The organism is Mucilaginibacter sp. (assembly GCF_041663085.1).
Lineage (GTDB): Bacteria > Bacteroidota > Bacteroidia > Sphingobacteriales > Sphingobacteriaceae > Mucilaginibacter.
The window spans coordinates 1-18,272 of the sequence record NZ_JBAZRC010000096.1 but is presented as its reverse complement, the minus strand read 5'-3'; the positions used below and the strand labels follow the sequence as shown (position 1 = coordinate 18,272).

The window sequence follows — 18,272 nt, the reverse complement described above, 5'->3', positions numbered from 1 at the left end:
GTGTTTGACAGCCTTGGCGAAGCTTATTATGCCAAAGGCGATAAAGAAAAGGCGCTGTTAAACTACAAGCGTTCGTTACAACTGGACCCAACAAACACTACGGCAAAAGCTGTTATAACAGAATTGGAAAAGAAATAATGTAGCTATGGGGCGTGTTTACTAACTACGGGGGGAAGTGTTCACGTTCACTGCCGTGAACGCCGCGAACATTTACAACACACTCATTATCAGCAGTTATACATTCTGTATTTATTCACTTTTATTGATAAGCGTGAACAGTGCATAAAAAAAGCGGCTATCCAGCCGCTTTTTTGTTTTTTATCTTTTCGTCCTTAATCCTAAAGATTAATCTTCTTCCACAACACCCATGTTGCAGAATTTTTCGATACGCTCGGCAACCAGTTCATCTACGTTGCGTTCGCCTAAGGTTTTAAGGTCTTTTATCAATTGCTTTTTAAGGATGGCCGCCATAGCAACCGGGTCCTGATGGGCGCCGCCAAGCGGTTCTTTTATCACACCGTCAATCAGCTTGTTCTTCAACATCTCTGTTGAGGTTAGCTTCAGCATTTCGGCAGCACGTTCTTTTTGCTCCCATGTTTTAAACAGGATGGTTGAGCAGTTCTCCGGAGAAATAACCGAGTACCATGAGTTATCAAGCATCAGCACCCTATCGCCAATACCTATACCCAATGCACCGCCTGATGCACCTTCACCTATTACTACGCAAATAACCGGCACTTTTAGTATAGCCATTTCCAGCAGGTTGCGGGCAATTGCTTCACCCTGTCCGCGTTCTTCGGCTTCAAGGCCTGGGAAAGCTCCGGGGGTATCAATTAAAGTAACTACGGGTTTGCCAAACTTCTCGGCCATTTTCATCAGCCTTAAAGCTTTGCGGTAACCCTCGGGATTGGCCATACCGAAATTGCGGTACTGCCGCTCTTTGGTGTTACGCCCTTTTTGGTGACCAATAAACATCACAGTTTGGCCATTTAACGTCCCAAAACCGCCTATAATCGCCTTATCATCTCCTACAGTACGGTCGCCATGCAATTCGATGAAATCATCGCACATCAGCTCAAGGTATTGTAAGGTATAAGGGCGCTCGGGGTGGCGGGATATCTGTACTTTTTGCCAGCCGGTTAGGTTGGCATAAATCTCTTTCTTGGTGGTTTCCATCTTGGCTTCCAGTTCTGCAACGGTGGCCGACATGTCAAGCTTGTTTTTTTCTTCAACCTGCTTTACCTTTTCTATCTGCCCCTGCAATTCTGCCAGTGGTTTTTCAAAATCAAATGTAATCTTCATACAATTTTATTGGCCGCTAAATTAAATAATTCAATCGGCATATTGTTTAATTATGATTTTTTCAATTTGTTTAGCTTCGCAATTTGCCCCGGCGACAGCAAATTATATGCTGCCACGTAGGTTTTTAAAATGGCGTTCCGCAGTTCGCCCATATATAAACCATAGCGGTTTGTATAATAGATCAGGTCGCTTTCGCTTATCTTTTTGGCGCGGAAAAGGGCATCAAGCTTGGTTTCATTAGTTACCATAAAGTTACCCATTTCTATCTTTTTACGCTTTAACTCAGTGGTAATGCCGGTTAAGGCCGTCACCTGCGAGGGGCTCAGGTCAAGTTCTTTCTTATACTTCAAGGCCTGCTCTGCCGATGGGTATTTGTTTACATCGGCCACCAAACTCATGTTATAAAAGTCTTCACCTTTTATTAAGGCGTTGTATTGTACATCGCTCAGCGTTTTTACCGGCGATGGTTTTAAAGTGCTATCAGGCGTTTGGGCATTAGCGCTAAGGCTGATGAATGTTATTAACGTAACGGCAGATAATAGTTTAAGCATGCTGATGTGTTTGTTTAAAACGCGCAATTTTTGAGCCAAAAGGTGATTTATTATTTAATTTGAAATTATTGAATACATTTATCTTTCGAATGAAAATAAAACTATTTCTTCTCTCTATCCTTCTTCTTCCCGTTACGCTTAAAGCACAAAAAAACTGTGTTGAAATAAAAAACAGCATAACTGGTAAAATGAACAAGATTGGGGCTATTCAAATGTTTAGCGCGAATTCGTCCATACTAAACTTTATTAAACAGGGCGATGATTACACAGTGAACTACATAACGCTGTTGTCAAAACCTAAACACTTATTTGTTTCCGATAGCCTCCATGTACTTTTTGAATTTGGCAACGGTGTAAAAAGGGATATTTCTGCTTCTAAGCTATCACATATCAATGGCGATAGTACTGCTGTTACGATGTACGTTACCTTTATATCAAATAAGATCACCAATTATATTGATGATTTTAAGAAAAACAGAATTGTTTCGATCACATTAGGTTCAGATTCAAACTACACGATGGAAAATAAATTGTTAATTCCCGAGGGCCTCGCGGAGCGCATAATAGACACAGTAAATTGTGTTGCAGAATAATGTGATGCTATTAAACAACCGCGTCATTGCGTGGATTTGATGGCGGCTTAATCCACCTTTTCGCCATTGTTGTGTTGTCACCAACAAGCCACCATGCATTCAAGCAATATTCTATACCTGTTCTAAATGTTGTTGGTGACAACACCAACAACGGCAATCTTCGACATGCATGTAGCCAACTTTTCTATCGAAGATTGCTTCGTACCTCGCAATGACGCGTGGGTTTTTGGCCCTTGTTGGTGTTGTCACCAACAAGCCACCATGCATTCAAACAATATTCTATATCTGTCCTAAATGTTGTTGGTGACAACACTAACAACGGCCAAAAAAGAACCCCCGAATGTCATTTCGAACGAGGTACGAGGAGAAATCTTGTTCATTATGCAAAGTTCGCCGCCTGTCGGTCGAACAAGATTTCTCACTATCGTTTCGAAATGACAAGGCGGATAAAACCTTACTCCACCTTTATCACCTTCGTCCGTTTACTTATGCCGTTCTCGTTAAAAGCCTCTATCTGGAAGTAATACGGCAGGCCTTTCTCCATCCCGTTAAAGTAGTATTCGTTTACATTATATACCATAATGTTGTTGTACAGCTTATCAGGCTCGGTGCCCATATAAATGGTATAACCTACTGCACCATCCGTCTGCCTCCAGCGAATCCACGAATTACGGCGTTCGGCATCACCACGCAGCAAAATCAGGTTCCTAACCGTATCCGGCGCTACACCTGCCCCTTTACCAAACACCCTGAAGCCTGATAAAGCAAACTTACCTGTTGGCATATGCAGGTTGGTAATTTTTAGGTAACGGGCTTTAGCCGGGGTTTTCAGTTCCACATAATCATGCGGTACATCGGTTTTGTTTTTGCTTTTATCAACCAGTGTTTTCCAGGTTTTACCATCAACAGATGAGGTGATCACATACTGATGATATACACCCAATGATTTCCCCATAAACGTAGCATCCTGATCGGCGTAGTTGATTTGGATAGCTTTTACGGTGCTCACTTCGCCCAGGTCTGTTTGTAGCCATTCGCCTTTGTTGGCGGTTTTTGCGCTCCAGTAGGTTTTAATATCCTCGTCAACCGCAAGGTTTGGCTCGTAAGCGCCAAGGGTTGATGAAACTTGCACAGGTTTATTATAATTCAGCAGCATCCAGCCGGTAAAATTACTTTTCAGGTGGTCTTCCTTACCATTGGCCAAATAGTGCGGATAATCGCCATAAGAGGTGTTGGTATACAGCACGCCATCCTTATCAAAACCGGCAGGCCAAAACCCATTCCGGCGTTCAAAGTTGTTCTTTACATTAATAACCATGGTGCTGATGTGCCAGTAGTTGCCATATTTATCGGCCCAGGTAGCGCCATGCCCCGCCCCTTTTGCAAAGCCGCCGGGTTTGTAACTAAACGGGTTATGTTTTTGGTAAGTGAACGGCCCAAGCGGTTTATCGCCCACATAAACACCATCGCCATAACCGCGGCCTTCGGTACCTGGCGCGGCATATTGCAGGTAGTATTTACCGTTATGCTTGTTCATCCAGCCGCCTTCCATAAAACCGGTCAGGAATACATTATCGTTATTTTCGCCAAAGCGCTCCCAGCCATGTTCTTTCCAATCAAGTTTGATCATTTCCTTTTTAGGGCCGATGGGCTCAAAGGTTTTGCGGTCTATCTCCTGCCCATACATAGGCAGGGTATTGCTGCTACCATGGTAAATGTAAACGCGGCCGTCATCATCGGCAAACAAGCCCGGGTCCCAGGCACCCACCTGGAAGTAATCCTTTGCTGCTTTCCAGGTATCGTGGGTAGGGTCGGTACTCATCCACAGGGTAAAATCTTTGTTATAGGTTGATCCTATCACCAGCAAAGTATCGCCTAAAACTAAGGTTCCCGGCGCGCAAAGCTCGTCACCTTTTACCTGGTTATACGGGCGTACAAATTTGCGCGAAACAAACTTCCAGTTTAGCATATCGCTGCTCCACCAATAACCAAACTGATTGGTGCTGAACAGGTAGTAATTACCTTTAAAAAGTGTAACGGTTGGGTCGGCAGTGGCGCGGTGCTTACCCCAGGCGGCAAAATTCTCAAACGGAGTGTAGGCGTAATCGAGGTTAAGCGGGTTGCAATAGGTAAGGCGTTTGGTTTGTGCCGATGAATTAAAGGCAAATGCAAATATGATTATTGCTAATAGGCTGCGGAACTTCATAACAGGTAGTGTATTGGTTAGCAGCTTCAAATATCTGTTTTTATGGTGATAAATATTAAGATAGTTTTATTAACCACAGAGAGCACAGAGAGAAAAACACAAAGATCACAGAGGCCTGTCAAGTTATTAAAGCTGTATTTGTGCCCTCTGTGAAACCTCTGCATACGCTGTGGTTACCCCCTTGCTTTTGTCAGTTTAATGAAACACTACAACAACAACCGCTATACCGCGTTGCTTATCTTACATACACCTCCTATCTTCATCAAACATTTACACTACCAGCTATGAAATACAGAACTTTAGGCAATACCAATGTAAAGCTATCCTCAATTGGCTTAGGTTGCATGGGGATGAGCCATGCTTACGGCGAACCTGATGATGCAGAATCAATAGCCACACTAAACAAAGCCCTTGAACTGGGTATTAACTTTTGGGATACCGCCGATGTTTACGGCAACGGGCAAAACGAAAAACTGATCTCGCAGATCTTAAAACCCAATCGCGATAAGATCTTCATCGCCACAAAATTTGGCTTTACTGCCGATATTTCAGGTAAACTCACGGGCTTTGACGGTTCGCCTGCTTACATGCGCACCGCGATAGAGGCCAGCTTGAAACGCCTGCAAACGGATGTAATAGATTTGTACTACGTACACCGTGTTGACCAGAACATCCCCATAGAAGAAACCGTTGGCGCCATGGCCGATCTGGTAAAAGAAGGTAAGGTAAAATCTATAGGCCTTTCTGAAGCATCGCCGAACAGTGTACGCCGGGCACACGCGGTGCATCCCATATCAGCCTTACAAAGCGAATATTCATTATTAACCCGCGATGTAGAACGCGAGATACTACCACTATGTAAAGAATTAGGCATCTCTTTTATACCTTTTAGCCCATTGGCACGCGGACTGGTAACCAATAAACTGGATATAACCGAATTAAAAGATGGCGATTTCCGCAAAACGTTACCACGCTACCAGCAGGACCATGCAGATAATAACCGTTTGCTGGCCGAAGGCTTTGCCGCTATTGCAGAGGGTATTGGCTGCACTTCGGCACAACTGGCTATTGCATGGGTATTGGAGCAGGGCGAAAACATTATCCCTATCCCCGGCACCAAAAAGCGCAAATACCTGCAAGAGAACGCCGGTAGTGTTGATGTGGAGCTATCTGCCAAAAACCTTAATGATATAGAGGCTTTATTAAAGAAATACCCCGATACCGGCGACGGGTACAACGAAGGCAACTTAAAATTTGTGGATAAGAATTAACCTACTGTAGCACATCCTTCATATCATAATGCGGTACTACCCGGGTGCTTACCGGCATCTCGTTATAGGCAGTGTATAAAATGATCTTGTTCGTTTTATCGATGCCGGGGATAACGTTGCCTATATTTTTCCTGATCTCCTCATTCTCCTTTTTAATGGCATCTATGTTTTTGAGGTTGATATGCGTCTGGTAGCCAATGGTAGGGTAACTCCCCTCGTCGTTTGTAGTAAAATACACCCTTATGATGCGTGGTTTTGTGCTTACGCCATCAAGCATTATTGGGTAATGATACTTCGCGTTAGCCTCATTTGTAACCGTTTTACTGAACTGGTATAATTCGTCTTCTGCTAAATATTGCCATATATCATTAGGCCTGCTGCAGGTTGTGGCAAGCGTCATGGTGTTGGCGGCACAGAATAGATACCCCGATTTGTACTCCTGCTTAGCCTGTTCATAAAGCTCTGGAGCGGTTTTACCGTTAAAAGTATAAGTGCCTATATCCAGTTTACCCAGTTTCCATCCGTATGAATAACGGGCGTAAACCGCTGTTATCATTGACCGGTTTAGGGTTTTGCTATTCTTCGGCAAAAACATAGCGATGTACATTTCTTCGGCCATACCCGGGTAAACCAAACGGAAACTGTTAACACCCTGTTTAGGGCTATTAATGGTATCGGCACCTGTGTACTTATTTACAACGTAGTATTCGTTAAAATTCACAAAACTATCCAGCTTTAACCTGTTGCCTGCCAACTCGACTGAACGGCTGGTGTAATTATCGTCCAGCAATTCTTTTGAAAGATAAGCACCAAGGCTTTTGGTATCGTTTGCTTTTAGATATTTAAACACTTGTGCATTAAGCGTATGCAGTTCGTCGCGGTTACTTTGTTTTATCTGCTCGTTTTTCCAGGCGCCTATTTCATTACTGCAGCTTTGCAATATAATAGGGATTAACAGACAGCAAATTACTTTAAACGGGTTTAGGGTTTTCATCGGTACTAATATAAAAAATTTGTGATACCCGTTTACATAAGGTATAATCTGACATTGTACAGAAAACCTGTTACGGAGTAATTACTATCTTCGGCCTTTTAAATAAGCCAACACTATGAAAAACTTTGCAAAAATATCAGCACTCGTATTACTTGTAATTACCATCGCATCCTGCGAAAGGTCTGCTAAAACCGACGCTGCCAAAACAGATAGTACAGTTGCCGTTAAAACAGCACCCATGAAGGTTGATTCGGGTAAACTGATTGGTGCATGGCATGATGAGGCCATCAAATCTGACAAAGGCGAAGAAATTGCATACGAAGTGATAAGCAGCGGCCATAAAGTATATATACAAGCTATTACCTTTACCGGTACCAATTTAACCCTGAATGATACCCCTCCTATTACACCATCAGCATCAGAAATTAAAAGGGATGGCGACAAATACGTGAGCGTTGAAAGGCCTGATGAAAGCTACAAAATAGACAAAGAAGGCAACCTGGAACTTTATGATAAAGGCGTGTTGGTAGCTACCTGCAAAAAGCTGTTATAGCTATTTGTGGTTTTTGTTCCAGCCTATTTTCATTTTGCCGTTCTCCTCGTGCGCGCGTATGTGTACAACAATACCTTTAAAACGTTTCTTGGCTAACTCTTCCTTATCCGTTATCAGGCTGTCTTTACCGGGGTTGCGCAGTGGGATGTCGAGCGCGATATCCGTGCCTTTGGTTAGGCCGTAAACACCGGCAACATCCACGTTAAGTACACTTGAACTTACCTGTAAAGGTTTAATAGTGATCATATCGCCATTTACGGTAAAGTGCCCATCCAGTTTAGGGATGCGGATGTTTTTCAGATTGCGGAACGGAAATGCAAATTTACCTACACTTATTAGCGGCTTAAAGTTTAGTAAAGCTGCATCACGCAGGCTAAGGTCAAGGTTACCCACTATAGAGTGCGGTGCCAGGTTACCCGCATCGGTTATGCCACCGGTAATATTTGTTTTGGCCGATAAAAAGCCCTGCAAGTTCTCGTAAGTAAAATCCTGCAGGCCAAAATTGTTAAACGCGTAGAAAAACTCACGCATGTTTACATGGCTAACAGTTGTGTTAACGGCAAATTTGTTTAGTGATTTCCCCTGCATCATGCGCCCGTTTATGGTTAATGAACCACCAGAGTGTTTCAGGCCAATATTTTTGATAATGATGCCATTATCGGTTGTTAGCAGGTCGGCACGGGCATCAGTGGCCAGGAATTTTTTATAATACACCTTAGCCACCTGCATGTGCATTTCGGCCTTGCCCTTATCAAGCACGGTGCTTAACTGATCTACTATATTACCGCTATTGCCCCGCCTTTTTGCAGCGGGCGCACTTTTACGCTCGCTTAAAAAGCCCAGGAAATCGCCCAAATACAATTGCGGACTACGAATTTGCCAGGTAAGCAATATCTTCTCCGGCGCGTTGTAATACAGGTTCAAAAAGTTTTTAACCCGGCCTTCCATGGTTACAATGCTCTTGCCGCTTTGCAGGCGAATGTTATTCAGCACCAGGTCGTCACCAATAAAATTCAGCGAGATTGACGAGTTTTTTAATTTAAGGTTACGCGGCAGGTAATATATATCGGTATTACGTAGGTTGATAGCCCCCCTTATAATGGGTTTGTTTATTTTATAGTCAACAACATCGGCAGTATACCGCAGGTTCATATCTGCCGAGCCATTATTAAATTTAGCCACGTCATCCTGCAAAAACCAGTTCAGATCGGCCGCCGGGAAGCTTGATCTAAAGTTACCTGTGGCAACAGGCTTTATCAGGTTAATGATGCTGCCGGTATCAATGGTAAATGGCAGGTGGTTATAAGTACCTTTTAAGCTTGTCAGTTTAATGATTGAATTATCATCCCCATAGCCTTTATCCTTAACATAGTTGTTGCTATATATGCCATCGAACGAGCAATTATCAAGCTCTCCACCCGGTATTGTTATTTTACTATCTTTTATTTTAGCCGTTACATATATTTTAGGCCCGCCATCGTTACCGCCAAAACTGCCGTTTAAATTGCAGGTAACATCCATTGGCTTACTGATGTTAAAGCGGTTAAGCACCTGTGTAATATTGGGCGCCAGTAAAGATGAAGCCCGCCGCCATAATATCTGGTCGGCAACAATATTAATGGTAAAAGTTGCTGATGGTTTATCCGCAGTGGCAAAAACAGCGTTTATTTTAAACGGAGAATCGCCAATATTCAATGGCAAAACAGATACATTTACTTTGCCTGTCTTTTCGTTATAACCGGCATCAAAATCGCCTTTTAACTGCTGGTTTTTAATGAAGCTGCCACGCAGGCTGTTAAAGGCCATGCTTTTAGCCATCACATCCAAATGGAATTTTGCCCGCCAGCCGCTATCCGGGTAATTCATTTTCCCGTTTATATCGTTCACCGCAAAGTTGAACAACTTGTGCGCCTTGCGGTCGTCAACGGTAAACGTAACATTGCTTAGGCTAAACTCTTTCAACTGGGTAGACGAGCTGCTTTCTGATGGGTTGTCTTTTACTTTTTTATGATCTTTTTTAAATACGGCTGTGTTGCTGTAACCGGTGCTATCAGTAAAAAGATCGATAGCGGCATCGCTAATGTCGATGTGGTTAATATCAATAGTACCCCTAAAAAGCGCTGCTGTATTTACAGAGACGTTAAAATCTTTAGCATCCAGCAGGGTGTGTTTATGCTGCGCGAAGTTTTTATCGCGAATAACTACATTCTTTAGCGTAAGCGAAACATCCGGGAAACCCTTAAAAAAGCGTGGGCTCATATCGCCTATGGTGAGGGTACCATCAACGCTTTTTGCAAGCTGGTCGTTCACCAGTTTAAGCACTTTGGTTTTATTGTAGGTGATGTATAGCGTAAAGCCTATCAATACCACCACCACAAGCAATACAAGGCCGGCAATTATTTTTAGGGAAGTTTTTAACCACTTTGGCATAAGCGTAATTTACAGGTAAATAGTCAAATACCCTATTTTGTTTGTTTTGTAACATAATGATTAATAGCTGGTGGGAATAAAACCCGGATAAAACAGATTTATACGGTTGATTGGATTTCTTTTTCGTCTTTGTCGCAAATTAGTTAGATGTGAACATCAAATCATTTCCCCCACCCTCTTTGCGCAGCAGAGAGGGTCGACCAGCGCAGCGGTGTCGGGGTGAGTAAACTACAACGTAGGCAAATCCATTTACCAATAATCCCTATATTAGCCCCACACAAATCATGGCTAATACCGCACCCGAATTACGCACCGTTAACGTTACCCGCTATGTTACGCCATTGCGCGAGGGCGGTTCATTACCCGCCATTGCCGAGGCCGACGACGGTTTCTTATATGTATTAAAATTCCGTGGTGCCGGGCAGGGGCCAAAAGCCCTTATTGCCGACCTGATTGGTGGCGAAATAGCCCGTAAGCTGGGTTTTAAAGTACCCGAACTGGTATTTGCCAACCTCGACGAGGCCTTTGGCCGTACCGAACCGGATGAAGAAATACAGGACCTGCTGAAATTTAGTGTGGGCCTTAACCTGGCGCTGCATTACCTTTCGGGCAGCATCACCTTCGACCCTACCGTTACTTTTGTGACCACCGAAATGGCATCGAAAATAGTATGGATGGATGCCCTGCTGATGAATGTTGACCGCACTGCACGCAACACCAATATGCTGATGTTTAACCGCGAACTTTGGCTGATAGACCATGGCGCTGCCCTGTACTTTCATCACAGCATGGAGAACTGGGAAGAGCAGGCTAAACGCCCGTTCGTGCAAATAAAAGACCATGTACTGCTGCGCAAAGCAAGCGAGCTGGATGCGGTTGATGCCGAATTTAAAGCACTGTTAACGCCTGAGTTTATCCAGTCGGTAGTTGATCTGATACCTGATGCCTGGCTTACCGACCGCTCTTTTGAGACCGAAGATGAGCAGCGGCAGATCTACGCCAAATTTTTGAACACCCGCTTAGCTAACTCAGCTATTTTTGTAAAGGAAGCACAAAATGCAAGATCGTCACTTATTTGAGTATGCCGTTATCCGCGTTGTACCCAGGGTAGAGCGCGAGGAATTCCTGAACGTAGGGGTTATTTTGCTGTGCAGCAAACAGAAATTTCTGAAAATGATGTATCACATCGACAAAGACCGCCTGCTGGCCTTTTCAAAAGAGCTGGACATCGAAGCGCTGGAAGAAAACCTGTCATCCTTCCAACGGATAGCTACCGGCGGCAAAGATGCCGGCCCTATTGGCGAACTGGATGCCGCATCACGCTTCCGCTGGTTAACGGCTACACGCAGTACGGTGGTGCAAACCTCAAAAGTACACCCGGGTTTTTGTTTAGATGGGGAGGATAGTTTGACCCGTTTGTATGATCAATTGGTGAAATAATATTTTTTACCACAGAGAACACAAAGATTTGCAAGGCGTTGAGCACACAGCACACAGAGGTTTTTATATCCCAAATCTTAATACTAATACTCAAATCAATCTCTGTGTACTTTGTGGTTCTCTCTTTGTGATCTCTGTGGTTAATTCTAAAAGCCCTATAAAATTTCTATACCCAATCGTTTTCGCAGAATAATATATAGTGTATGTAAAATGTACACTATTATATGTTAAATTAGCTCTTCCATAAACCAATAAAACCTGCTTCATGAACGTATTTGTCAGGATAAAAACCTATGCGCTTTGCATACTTTTCATGTGCGTATTAAGCAATACACATGCTCAAAAAAAGGCTATAGTCCCAAAGTTTAAAGTAATTGCTTTTTACACCGGCAAGGAGGATCAGGCGCACATCAGTTTTATGCACGAGGCCAATAAGTGGTTCCCGGAGATGGCCAAAAAACACAACTTCACATACGACTCTACCAGTAACTGGAGCAACCTCAACGCCCAATTCCTGGCCAAATACAAAGTGGTGATATTTTTAGATACCCGCCCCGAGGATTCCCTGCAACGCGTTGCCTTTGAAAAATACATGAAGGGTGGTGGCGGCTGGATGGGGTTCCACTTTTCGGCGTTCGCGCTTAACCAGTCGGCAGTGCCGCAAAACTGGGATTGGTACCACAACGTATTTTTAGGTTCGGGCGAGTATGGCAGCAACACCTGGCGGCCAACATCTGCTATTTTAAAGGTTGAAGGTAAAGACCACCCGGCCATGAAAGGCCTTGGCGACACCTTTAAAGCATCACCAAACGAATGGTACCGCTGGGAAAAAGACCTGACGCAAAATCCAAGTATCCAAATCCTGGCATCAATCGATCCGGTGAGTTTTCCACTGGGTACAGGCCCAAAACAAAGCGAGATATGGCATAGCGGCTATTATCCCGTGGTATGGGCAAACCGGAATTACAAAATGGTATACTTTAATATGGGCCATAATGATATTGACTACGAGCATAAAACCAACAAGGACCTATCGCACACATTTGGTAACCCCGCAGAGGATAAACTCATTTTAAATACCCTGCTGTGGCTGGGCACTTCCAAATAATATTTTTTTGATAATTAACTGATTTTTAACCCTAATAAAACTTCAAGCCTCACCCATGAAGAAAGGATTTTTAATTGCCGGCCTCGTTTGCTTTACCGCAAGCGCATTTAGCCAGGTACCCGCGGCAAAAAAAGTGCTACCCTACTCGGCAGCCAACAGAACGGTAAAAGTGTATGTTACCGAAAAAGGATCGAACAAAAGGCTTGCCCCCGTCGGCGAGTTAAAATTTGAAACCGAAGCGCAACCGCCCGAAACCGAAACAGTTGTTTTTGTTGACCCATCAAAGAAATTCCAGACCATGCTGGGCATTGGCGGCGCCCTAACCGATGCCGTTGCCGAAACATTTTACAAACTGCCAAAAGATAAACAAGCCGAACTTTTAGCTGCATACTACAGCAAAACCACCGGTATTGGCTTTACCCTGGCACGTACCAATATACAAAGCTGCGATTTTAGCAGCGGCAGCTACAGCTATGTAAGCAACAGCGATAAATCGCTTTCGACATTTGATGTAAGTCATGATAAAAAGTATCGTATCCCGTTCATCAAAGCGGCAACAGCGGCAGCAGGTGGTAAGCTAACCATGTTTGTATCGCCATGGAGCCCGCCTGCTTTTATGAAAGATAATAACGATGTGCTGCACGGCGGAAAGCTTAAACCCGAGTTTGCGCAAAGCTGGGCAAACTTCTACATCAAATTCATTAAAGAATATGAAAAGCTGGGCATCCCTATCTGGGGTTTATCGGTACAAAACGAGCCGATGGCAACCCAAACCTGGGAATCGTGTAAATACACCGCCGAAGAAGAGCGCGATTTTGTAAAGAATTATTTAGGCCCAACACTTTGGAAACAAGGCATGAAAGCTAAGAAACTGATTGTTTGGGACCACAACCGCGACTTACTTTACCAACGCGCAAGCACCATATTAGAAGACCCTGCCGCTGCTAAATATGTTTGGGGTATAGGTTTCCACTGGTATGAAACGTGGACCGGTGCGGGCCAAAACTTTGAGAGCACACGCCTTACACATGCCGCGTTCCCTGATAAGAATTTGATATTTACCGAAGGTTGTGTTGAAAAATTTGATTTTGCCCGGTTAGATGACTGGAACCTGGGCGAACGTTACGGCCTATCCATGATCAACGATTTTAACGCCGGTACCGTAGGCTGGACAGATTGGAACATCCTGCTTGATGAAAAAGGCGGACCAAACCATGTAGGCAACTTCTGCTTTGCGCCGGTACATGCCGATACCCGCAGCGGTCAGTTGCTGTACACCAACTCTTACTATTACATCGGTCATTTTTCCAAATACATTCAACCGGGGGCAAAACGTATCGCTGCTGCCGCAAGCAGGGACAAACTGTTAACCACCGCCTACCAAAACCCAAATGGCTCTATAGCCGTAGTGGTAATGAACCGCACCGACGAGAAAATAGAATACAGCTTATGGATAAAAGGCAAAGCTGCCAAAACTGTGAGCGAGCCGCATTCAATAGCTACTCTGGTAGTACAATAATTAAAAGAAAGCCTCCGGAAACGGGGGCTTTTTCTTTATACGCTATCCTCGTTCTTGATGCCTTTCAACAAAGCATAAATAGCCATAGCATGCCCGTGGCCCAATTCAAAATCCTGTTTTAGCCAGTTGGTAACGTCGCCCGCTTCCCTTCTATTTCCATAAGGTGCATAAACGACAATTTAAAGGCTATTAGCGACTATCCGCCACAAAAAAAGCGGGCAACCATATTGGCTACCCGCTTTATCATCACTCACTCACAAAAATTATCCGGCAGTTGGGGCTTTAGCACCTCTCCTGTTTTTCATTCTTTCTTTCATCTGGGCTTTTAACTCAGTGTAATTTTTTAGCTGATCGGCATTTAAAACTGCCTTCAGTTCACCATCAGTTTGTACCAATATCGCTTTGCGGCTTTCTTTGTTCGCTTTACGATCGGTAGCAGAACGATTTGCTTTTAAGCTATCCATCTGTGTAGCACGTTTCAATAAAATAGTATTCACCTTAGCGTACTGATCCTGGGTCAGGCTCAATTTTTTCTGCAACACCTTTGATATACGCTGTGCCTTTTGCTCTGGCGCTATACCTTTATGGTCGCCACGTTTACCGTGCATCCTGCCTTTAAAGCCTGCTTTCATATCTGCAAACTTAGTTTGCTGGTCGGCAGTTAAAACGGTTTTAAGGCTGGCATTTGTATTAGCCATAATAGCTTTACGCGCCTGCATATTTGCTTTACGGTCGGCAGATTTATGAGCCTTCAAACTATCCATGCTTACCGCGCTTTTAGCAAAAATGGCGTTTACCTTTGCAGACTGATCTGCCGATAAGGCTAATTTCTTATTCAAAGCCTCGGTCATGTGCTGGGCTTTTTGCTCGGGTGTTTTATGCACCTTTTGGGTTTGTGCCTGGGCGAATACAGCTGTACCGGCCAGGAAGGTTATCATCAATAATATCTTTTTCATGTTTCTTAATTTGCATATATGACGACACCTGGCCACCTATGGTTTAACCAGACCTTTGTCATTTATAGTAACATTTATAATACAAGCTGTTGCAGGGTAAGTAAGCCCCAATGGCCGTTTTATCCAATTAAGCGAAGAATTACTTTGGTAAGTAACCTATTTAACAAGAAAGGCCCCGTGATTTAATACCACGGGGCCTTTTCTGCTATATTGATGTTATAGCGTTTTCTTTTTACCTTTTTTCTCCAAAGCTCCTATAAATACGGTAAGTTCTTTGGTAAAAGTATCCAGGTCTTTGGCCGATATTTCCATATAACCAACCAGTTTTTTCAAAGTAACCGGCGCTTTAATATACTGCTCCAGCATATGCGATAAACCTAATATATTGGCTACCGGTTGCCGTACTTTATGATGGGTCATAAACATCATTTGTTCCAATCCCTTTATATATTCTTTTAGTACCTCTTCTGCTTTTTTAATTTTTGTGTAAGCTACGCTCAGCTCTTCCGCGCGCTTTTCCTTCTCATCATTCTGAAAAACAAGCTCTTTATTGGCAATGATCAACTCTGCAGCACGCTTTTCTTTTTCCCCGTTCTGGAAAACCAATTCCTTGTTTGCAATGATAAGTTCGGCCGCACGTTTCTCTTTCTCATTATTTTGAAACGCAAGTTCTTTATTAGCAATGATGAGTTCGGCGGCTCGCTTCCCCTTTTCCTCGTTCTGAAAAACGAGCTCTTTATTAGCCAATACTAATTCTGCAGCACGTTTGCTTTTTTCTCCGTTTTGAAAGATAAGCTCTTTATTGGCGATGATCAACTCGGCCGCACGTTTTCCTTTTTCCCCATTTTGAAAAATGAGTTCTTTATTAGCAACAATCAACTCTGCAGCACGTTTAGCCTTTTCATCATTTTGAATAACAAGCTCCTTATTAGCAATAACCAGTTCCTCTGCTCTTTTTTCCTTTTCTTTATTCTGAAAAGCAAGCTCTTTATTGGCGATAATAAGTTCGGCTGCACGTTTTTCCTTTTCCCCGTTTTGAAAAGCAAGCTCATTATTGGCAATGACCAATTCTGCAGCACGCTTTTCTATCTCCTCTTTCTGCAAAAAAAACTCTTTACTGTAAGTTATCGGGTCATTCGGTTTGGCTTTTTTAGGCATTTAGTATCGGATAAGATAAAATTGGAAGAGATATTACCCTTATTATATTATTACAAGTGTCAATTTAACACAATCTCACCACAATAAATTTAATTATGATATAATTCAAGTATTTACGCACTTTTTGGGATATTATATTGCCTCATAAGAAAAATTGTGTACGCATCATGTAATACACCAGTATAATAACTCTTAATTTTTACAGGTTTCTATAACTCGCTCACATAACTATTCAGGGTCATCAGGTTATTAATGGCATCGCCCATGGTGTTATTAAAGTACGCGTACACCCTTTTACCCTCTGCAAGCCAATCATTAATATACCCGGCGTATTCATATAAAAAAGCATCGGTATAACTGCCCCGGTAACCGCCGTTTGGCCCATGGAAGCGCAGGTAAACAAAATCCGTAGGAATATCTACCATAGGCGTAAGCGATTTTGGCATATCCTGCACCACCATACCGGCGCTATAATTATCCAGCATAGTATAAATGTTATCTTTATACCACGATGAGTGCCTGAATTCTACCGCTATATCCCAGCCATGCGTGGGGCTGGCATCCCTGATGCTTTCTAATAATTGCTCTAACTGTGAAGCATCTGCTATTGTTGTGCCCGGCGGCAGTTGGATAAGCAAACTACCTTTTTTATTGCCGGCAGCATCAACCACCTGCATAAACCGTTCTACATCCGCAGGGTTAAAAAGCAGCGGTTTATTATGGGTGATATCTCGCCAAAGCTTGTAGGTAAACGTAAAATTATCCGGAACATCATCGACCCATTTTTTTACGGTGGATGCCTGCGGTACTTTATAAAACGAACTATTTACCTCGATACTATTGAATAGCGATGCATAATAGCAAAGCCGCGACTTATCCTGAAAAACCGGTGGATATAAAGATTTATTGGGAACAGGCAGCACCAATCCGCTGGTGCCCGAGTAGTAATTTGGCCTTGCTTTTTGCATACAATATCTTAACACACTTGCATTTACTATTGTTGCGCTTATATTAGCAGTAAAAATCAACAAAACCTCAATCTCATGAAATTATTACGTTTACTGCCCCTTGCGGTAATTGCCTTTGCAGCCTGTAGCCCAAAAACGCCTGCAACACCTGATACACCGCCAACAGCGTCGCCGATGGAGGGCACCTGGAAACTGGTATCGGCTGTTACGGTTACCAAAGGCGATACAGTAAAAGATTACCCTGTGCCCAACCAGGAAATGATAAAAGTTTTAAATGCCACTCACTTTGCATTTATGCGGCACGACCTGAGCAAAGGGAAAGGCAAAGATGCTACCTACACAGCCGGTGGTGGTACTTACGATTTTAAAGGTGATAAATATACTGAGCACCTTGCCTACCTAAATGCCCGCGACTGGGAAGGCCGTAGCTTTGATTTCACCGTTCAGTTTAAACATGATACGCTGATACAAAAAGGCATCGAAAAAATAGACAGCTTGAACATCAACCACGAGATCATAGAAACTTACGTGAAGCAGAAATAAAGCATAAAATCCAACTTATGGACTTTAACAAAATGGCCTCAGCAATTTTTGAGGGTGTTCCTGAATTCAGAAACTCATATGATGATGAGTTGGATGAAGAAGCACCCTATTCATTTCTCAGTGCTTTTGGAGTTTTTGTGCGTGATAGCATAGTTAATAAAAAACCATGCGCCTTAAGCGCACTTACCTTCATTAACCATTTTGTTAACAATAATGTAGAAGATGATAAGCTAATGGAGATGATGGTTGTCGGTGTTTTAGAAATACTTACCGATTACGCGGTTACTCAAAAAGAAGCATCAAAGAACTTCACAGGTCACTGTTACAAGTTCTTTGATGAACTTTTGACAGGGGGATTCTTTTTGGATCTAAGGCAAATAAATTATTAAGACCAAAAGCCCTGCGCCTTGATCTGTGATGATGGATAGCCCTGCTGTTTAAGCAATTTGCGCAGCTGGGCTACCATTGTATTGTTACCGGCAAGGTAAAATATGGTGTTCTCCAGGCTGTATTGCTGTTTAAGCACCCATTCCATTAGGCTATTGTGGCCATAAACATCCTTGCGCGCTACGGGTTCAATAGGTGTCCAAAAATATTCGTTAAACAACCTGCGGTGTTCATCCTCGCCAATAACAATACCGCCCGAAAAGCGGGTGTGCGGCAACACCATTTTTTGCAGG

The 18,272-nt window shown here is 43.2% G+C and carries 20 protein-coding genes; 10 read left to right on the top strand and 10 right to left on the bottom strand.

All coding sequences use genetic code 11. The annotated features are described in order from the left end of the window. Complete coding sequence (locus WC615_RS16180) at window positions 1-138, top strand: tetratricopeptide repeat protein (protein ID WP_372979117.1); 138 nt, start codon at window positions 1-3, stop codon at window positions 136-138. A gap of 207 nt (window positions 139-345) precedes the next feature. Here WC615_RS16180 and WC615_RS16175 read toward each other — a convergent pair whose 3' ends face one another. Together WC615_RS16175 and WC615_RS16170 are read right to left on the bottom strand one after the other, a co-directional pair. Further along, complete coding sequence (locus WC615_RS16175) at window positions 346-1,302, bottom strand: acetyl-CoA carboxylase carboxyltransferase subunit alpha (RefSeq protein ID WP_372979115.1); 957 nt, start codon at window positions 1,300-1,302, stop codon at window positions 346-348. Between the two features lie 50 nt (window positions 1,303-1,352). Then, window positions 1,353-1,853: a hypothetical protein gene (locus tag WC615_RS16170; protein ID WP_372979114.1), complete on the bottom strand. Its 501-nt coding sequence runs from the start codon at window positions 1,851-1,853 to the stop codon at window positions 1,353-1,355. Between the two features lie 89 nt (window positions 1,854-1,942). On the opposite strand from WC615_RS16170, the gene WC615_RS16165 reads away from it, so the two are divergent. Next, complete coding sequence (locus tag WC615_RS16165; protein ID WP_372979113.1) at window positions 1,943-2,446, top strand: hypothetical protein; 504 nt, start codon at window positions 1,943-1,945, stop codon at window positions 2,444-2,446. A gap of 454 nt (window positions 2,447-2,900) precedes the next feature. Here the strand turns inward: WC615_RS16165 and WC615_RS16160 are convergent, their stop codons facing one another. After that, a complete protein-coding gene (locus tag WC615_RS16160; protein WP_372979112.1) occupies window positions 2,901-4,652 on the bottom strand; it encodes a family 43 glycosylhydrolase in 1,752 nt (583 codons plus the stop codon). A 284-nt stretch (window positions 4,653-4,936) separates the two neighbouring features. On the opposite strand from WC615_RS16160, the gene WC615_RS16155 reads away from it, so the two are divergent. Beyond that, window positions 4,937-5,923 carry an aldo/keto reductase gene (locus tag WC615_RS16155; protein ID WP_372979111.1) on the top strand — a complete coding sequence of 329 codons (987 nt, stop codon included), beginning with the start codon at window positions 4,937-4,939 and terminating at the stop codon, window positions 5,921-5,923. Window position 5,924: 1 nt separating this feature from the next. Here the strand turns inward: WC615_RS16155 and WC615_RS16150 are convergent, their stop codons facing one another. Beyond that, window positions 5,925-6,917 carry a hypothetical protein gene (locus WC615_RS16150; protein WP_372979110.1) on the bottom strand — a complete coding sequence of 331 codons (993 nt, stop codon included), beginning with the start codon at window positions 6,915-6,917 and terminating at the stop codon, window positions 5,925-5,927. 115 nt (window positions 6,918-7,032) lie between these two features. Between WC615_RS16150 and WC615_RS16145 the strand changes: the two genes are divergently transcribed. Then, the gene (locus tag WC615_RS16145; protein ID WP_372979109.1) at window positions 7,033-7,470 is read left to right on the top strand and encodes a hypothetical protein; all 438 of its coding nucleotides are present in this window, start codon (window positions 7,033-7,035) and stop codon (window positions 7,468-7,470) included. Here the strand turns inward: WC615_RS16145 and WC615_RS16140 are convergent, their stop codons facing one another. Continuing rightward, window positions 7,471-9,900: an AsmA family protein gene (locus tag WC615_RS16140; protein ID WP_372979108.1), complete on the bottom strand. Its 2,430-nt coding sequence runs from the start codon at window positions 9,898-9,900 to the stop codon at window positions 7,471-7,473. A gap of 284 nt (window positions 9,901-10,184) precedes the next feature. Between WC615_RS16140 and WC615_RS16135 the strand changes: the two genes are divergently transcribed. The 4 genes from WC615_RS16135 (at window position 10,185) to WC615_RS16120 (ending at window position 13,967) form a co-directional block, all read left to right on the top strand. After that, window positions 10,185-10,979 (top strand): HipA family kinase, encoded by a 795-nt coding sequence (locus WC615_RS16135; protein WP_372979107.1) that lies wholly within the window; start codon window positions 10,185-10,187, stop codon window positions 10,977-10,979. After that, complete coding sequence (locus WC615_RS16130) at window positions 10,957-11,340, top strand: DUF3037 domain-containing protein (RefSeq protein ID WP_372979106.1); 384 nt, start codon at window positions 10,957-10,959, stop codon at window positions 11,338-11,340. Before WC615_RS16135 ends, WC615_RS16130 begins: the two co-directional genes overlap by 23 nt. Window positions 11,341-11,605: 265 nt before the next feature. Further along, on the top strand, window positions 11,606-12,448 hold the full coding sequence (locus WC615_RS16125; protein ID WP_372979105.1) for a ThuA domain-containing protein: 843 nt from the start codon (window positions 11,606-11,608) through the stop codon (window positions 12,446-12,448). Window positions 12,449-12,503: 55 nt separating this feature from the next. Next, window positions 12,504-13,967 carry a glycoside hydrolase family 30 beta sandwich domain-containing protein gene (locus WC615_RS16120; protein ID WP_372979104.1) on the top strand — a complete coding sequence of 488 codons (1,464 nt, stop codon included), beginning with the start codon at window positions 12,504-12,506 and terminating at the stop codon, window positions 13,965-13,967. A gap of 35 nt (window positions 13,968-14,002) precedes the next feature. Here WC615_RS16120 and WC615_RS16115 read toward each other — a convergent pair whose 3' ends face one another. The 4 genes from WC615_RS16115 to WC615_RS16100 all read right to left on the bottom strand — a co-directional run bounded on the left by WC615_RS16115 (window position 14,003) and on the right by WC615_RS16100 (window position 17,049). Further along, window positions 14,003-14,146 (bottom strand): DUF4287 domain-containing protein, encoded by a 144-nt coding sequence (locus WC615_RS16115; RefSeq protein ID WP_372979116.1) that lies wholly within the window; start codon window positions 14,144-14,146, stop codon window positions 14,003-14,005. Window positions 14,147-14,230: 84 nt separating this feature from the next. Then, a complete protein-coding gene (locus WC615_RS16110) occupies window positions 14,231-14,923 on the bottom strand; it encodes a hypothetical protein (RefSeq protein WP_372979103.1) in 693 nt (230 codons plus the stop codon). Between the two features lie 216 nt (window positions 14,924-15,139). Continuing rightward, window positions 15,140-16,081, bottom strand: a complete 942-nt coding sequence (locus WC615_RS16105) for a diguanylate cyclase (RefSeq protein ID WP_372979102.1) — start codon at window positions 16,079-16,081, stop codon at window positions 15,140-15,142. A 209-nt stretch (window positions 16,082-16,290) separates the two neighbouring features. Next, a complete protein-coding gene (locus tag WC615_RS16100; RefSeq protein WP_372979101.1) occupies window positions 16,291-17,049 on the bottom strand; it encodes a DUF72 domain-containing protein in 759 nt (252 codons plus the stop codon). 75 nt (window positions 17,050-17,124) lie between these two features. Between WC615_RS16100 and WC615_RS16095 the strand changes: the two genes are divergently transcribed. Together WC615_RS16095 and WC615_RS16090 are read left to right on the top strand one after the other, a co-directional pair. Continuing rightward, the gene (locus WC615_RS16095) at window positions 17,125-17,592 is read left to right on the top strand and encodes a hypothetical protein (protein WP_372979100.1); all 468 of its coding nucleotides are present in this window, start codon (window positions 17,125-17,127) and stop codon (window positions 17,590-17,592) included. A gap of 17 nt (window positions 17,593-17,609) precedes the next feature. After that, window positions 17,610-17,981, top strand: a complete 372-nt coding sequence (locus WC615_RS16090) for a hypothetical protein (RefSeq protein WP_372979099.1) — start codon at window positions 17,610-17,612, stop codon at window positions 17,979-17,981. Here WC615_RS16090 and WC615_RS16085 read toward each other — a convergent pair. After that, window positions 17,978-18,272 (bottom strand): SIP domain-containing protein (locus WC615_RS16085; protein WP_372979098.1); only part of this gene is annotated, 295 nt, incomplete at its 5' end. The genes WC615_RS16090 and WC615_RS16085 overlap by 4 nt on opposite strands.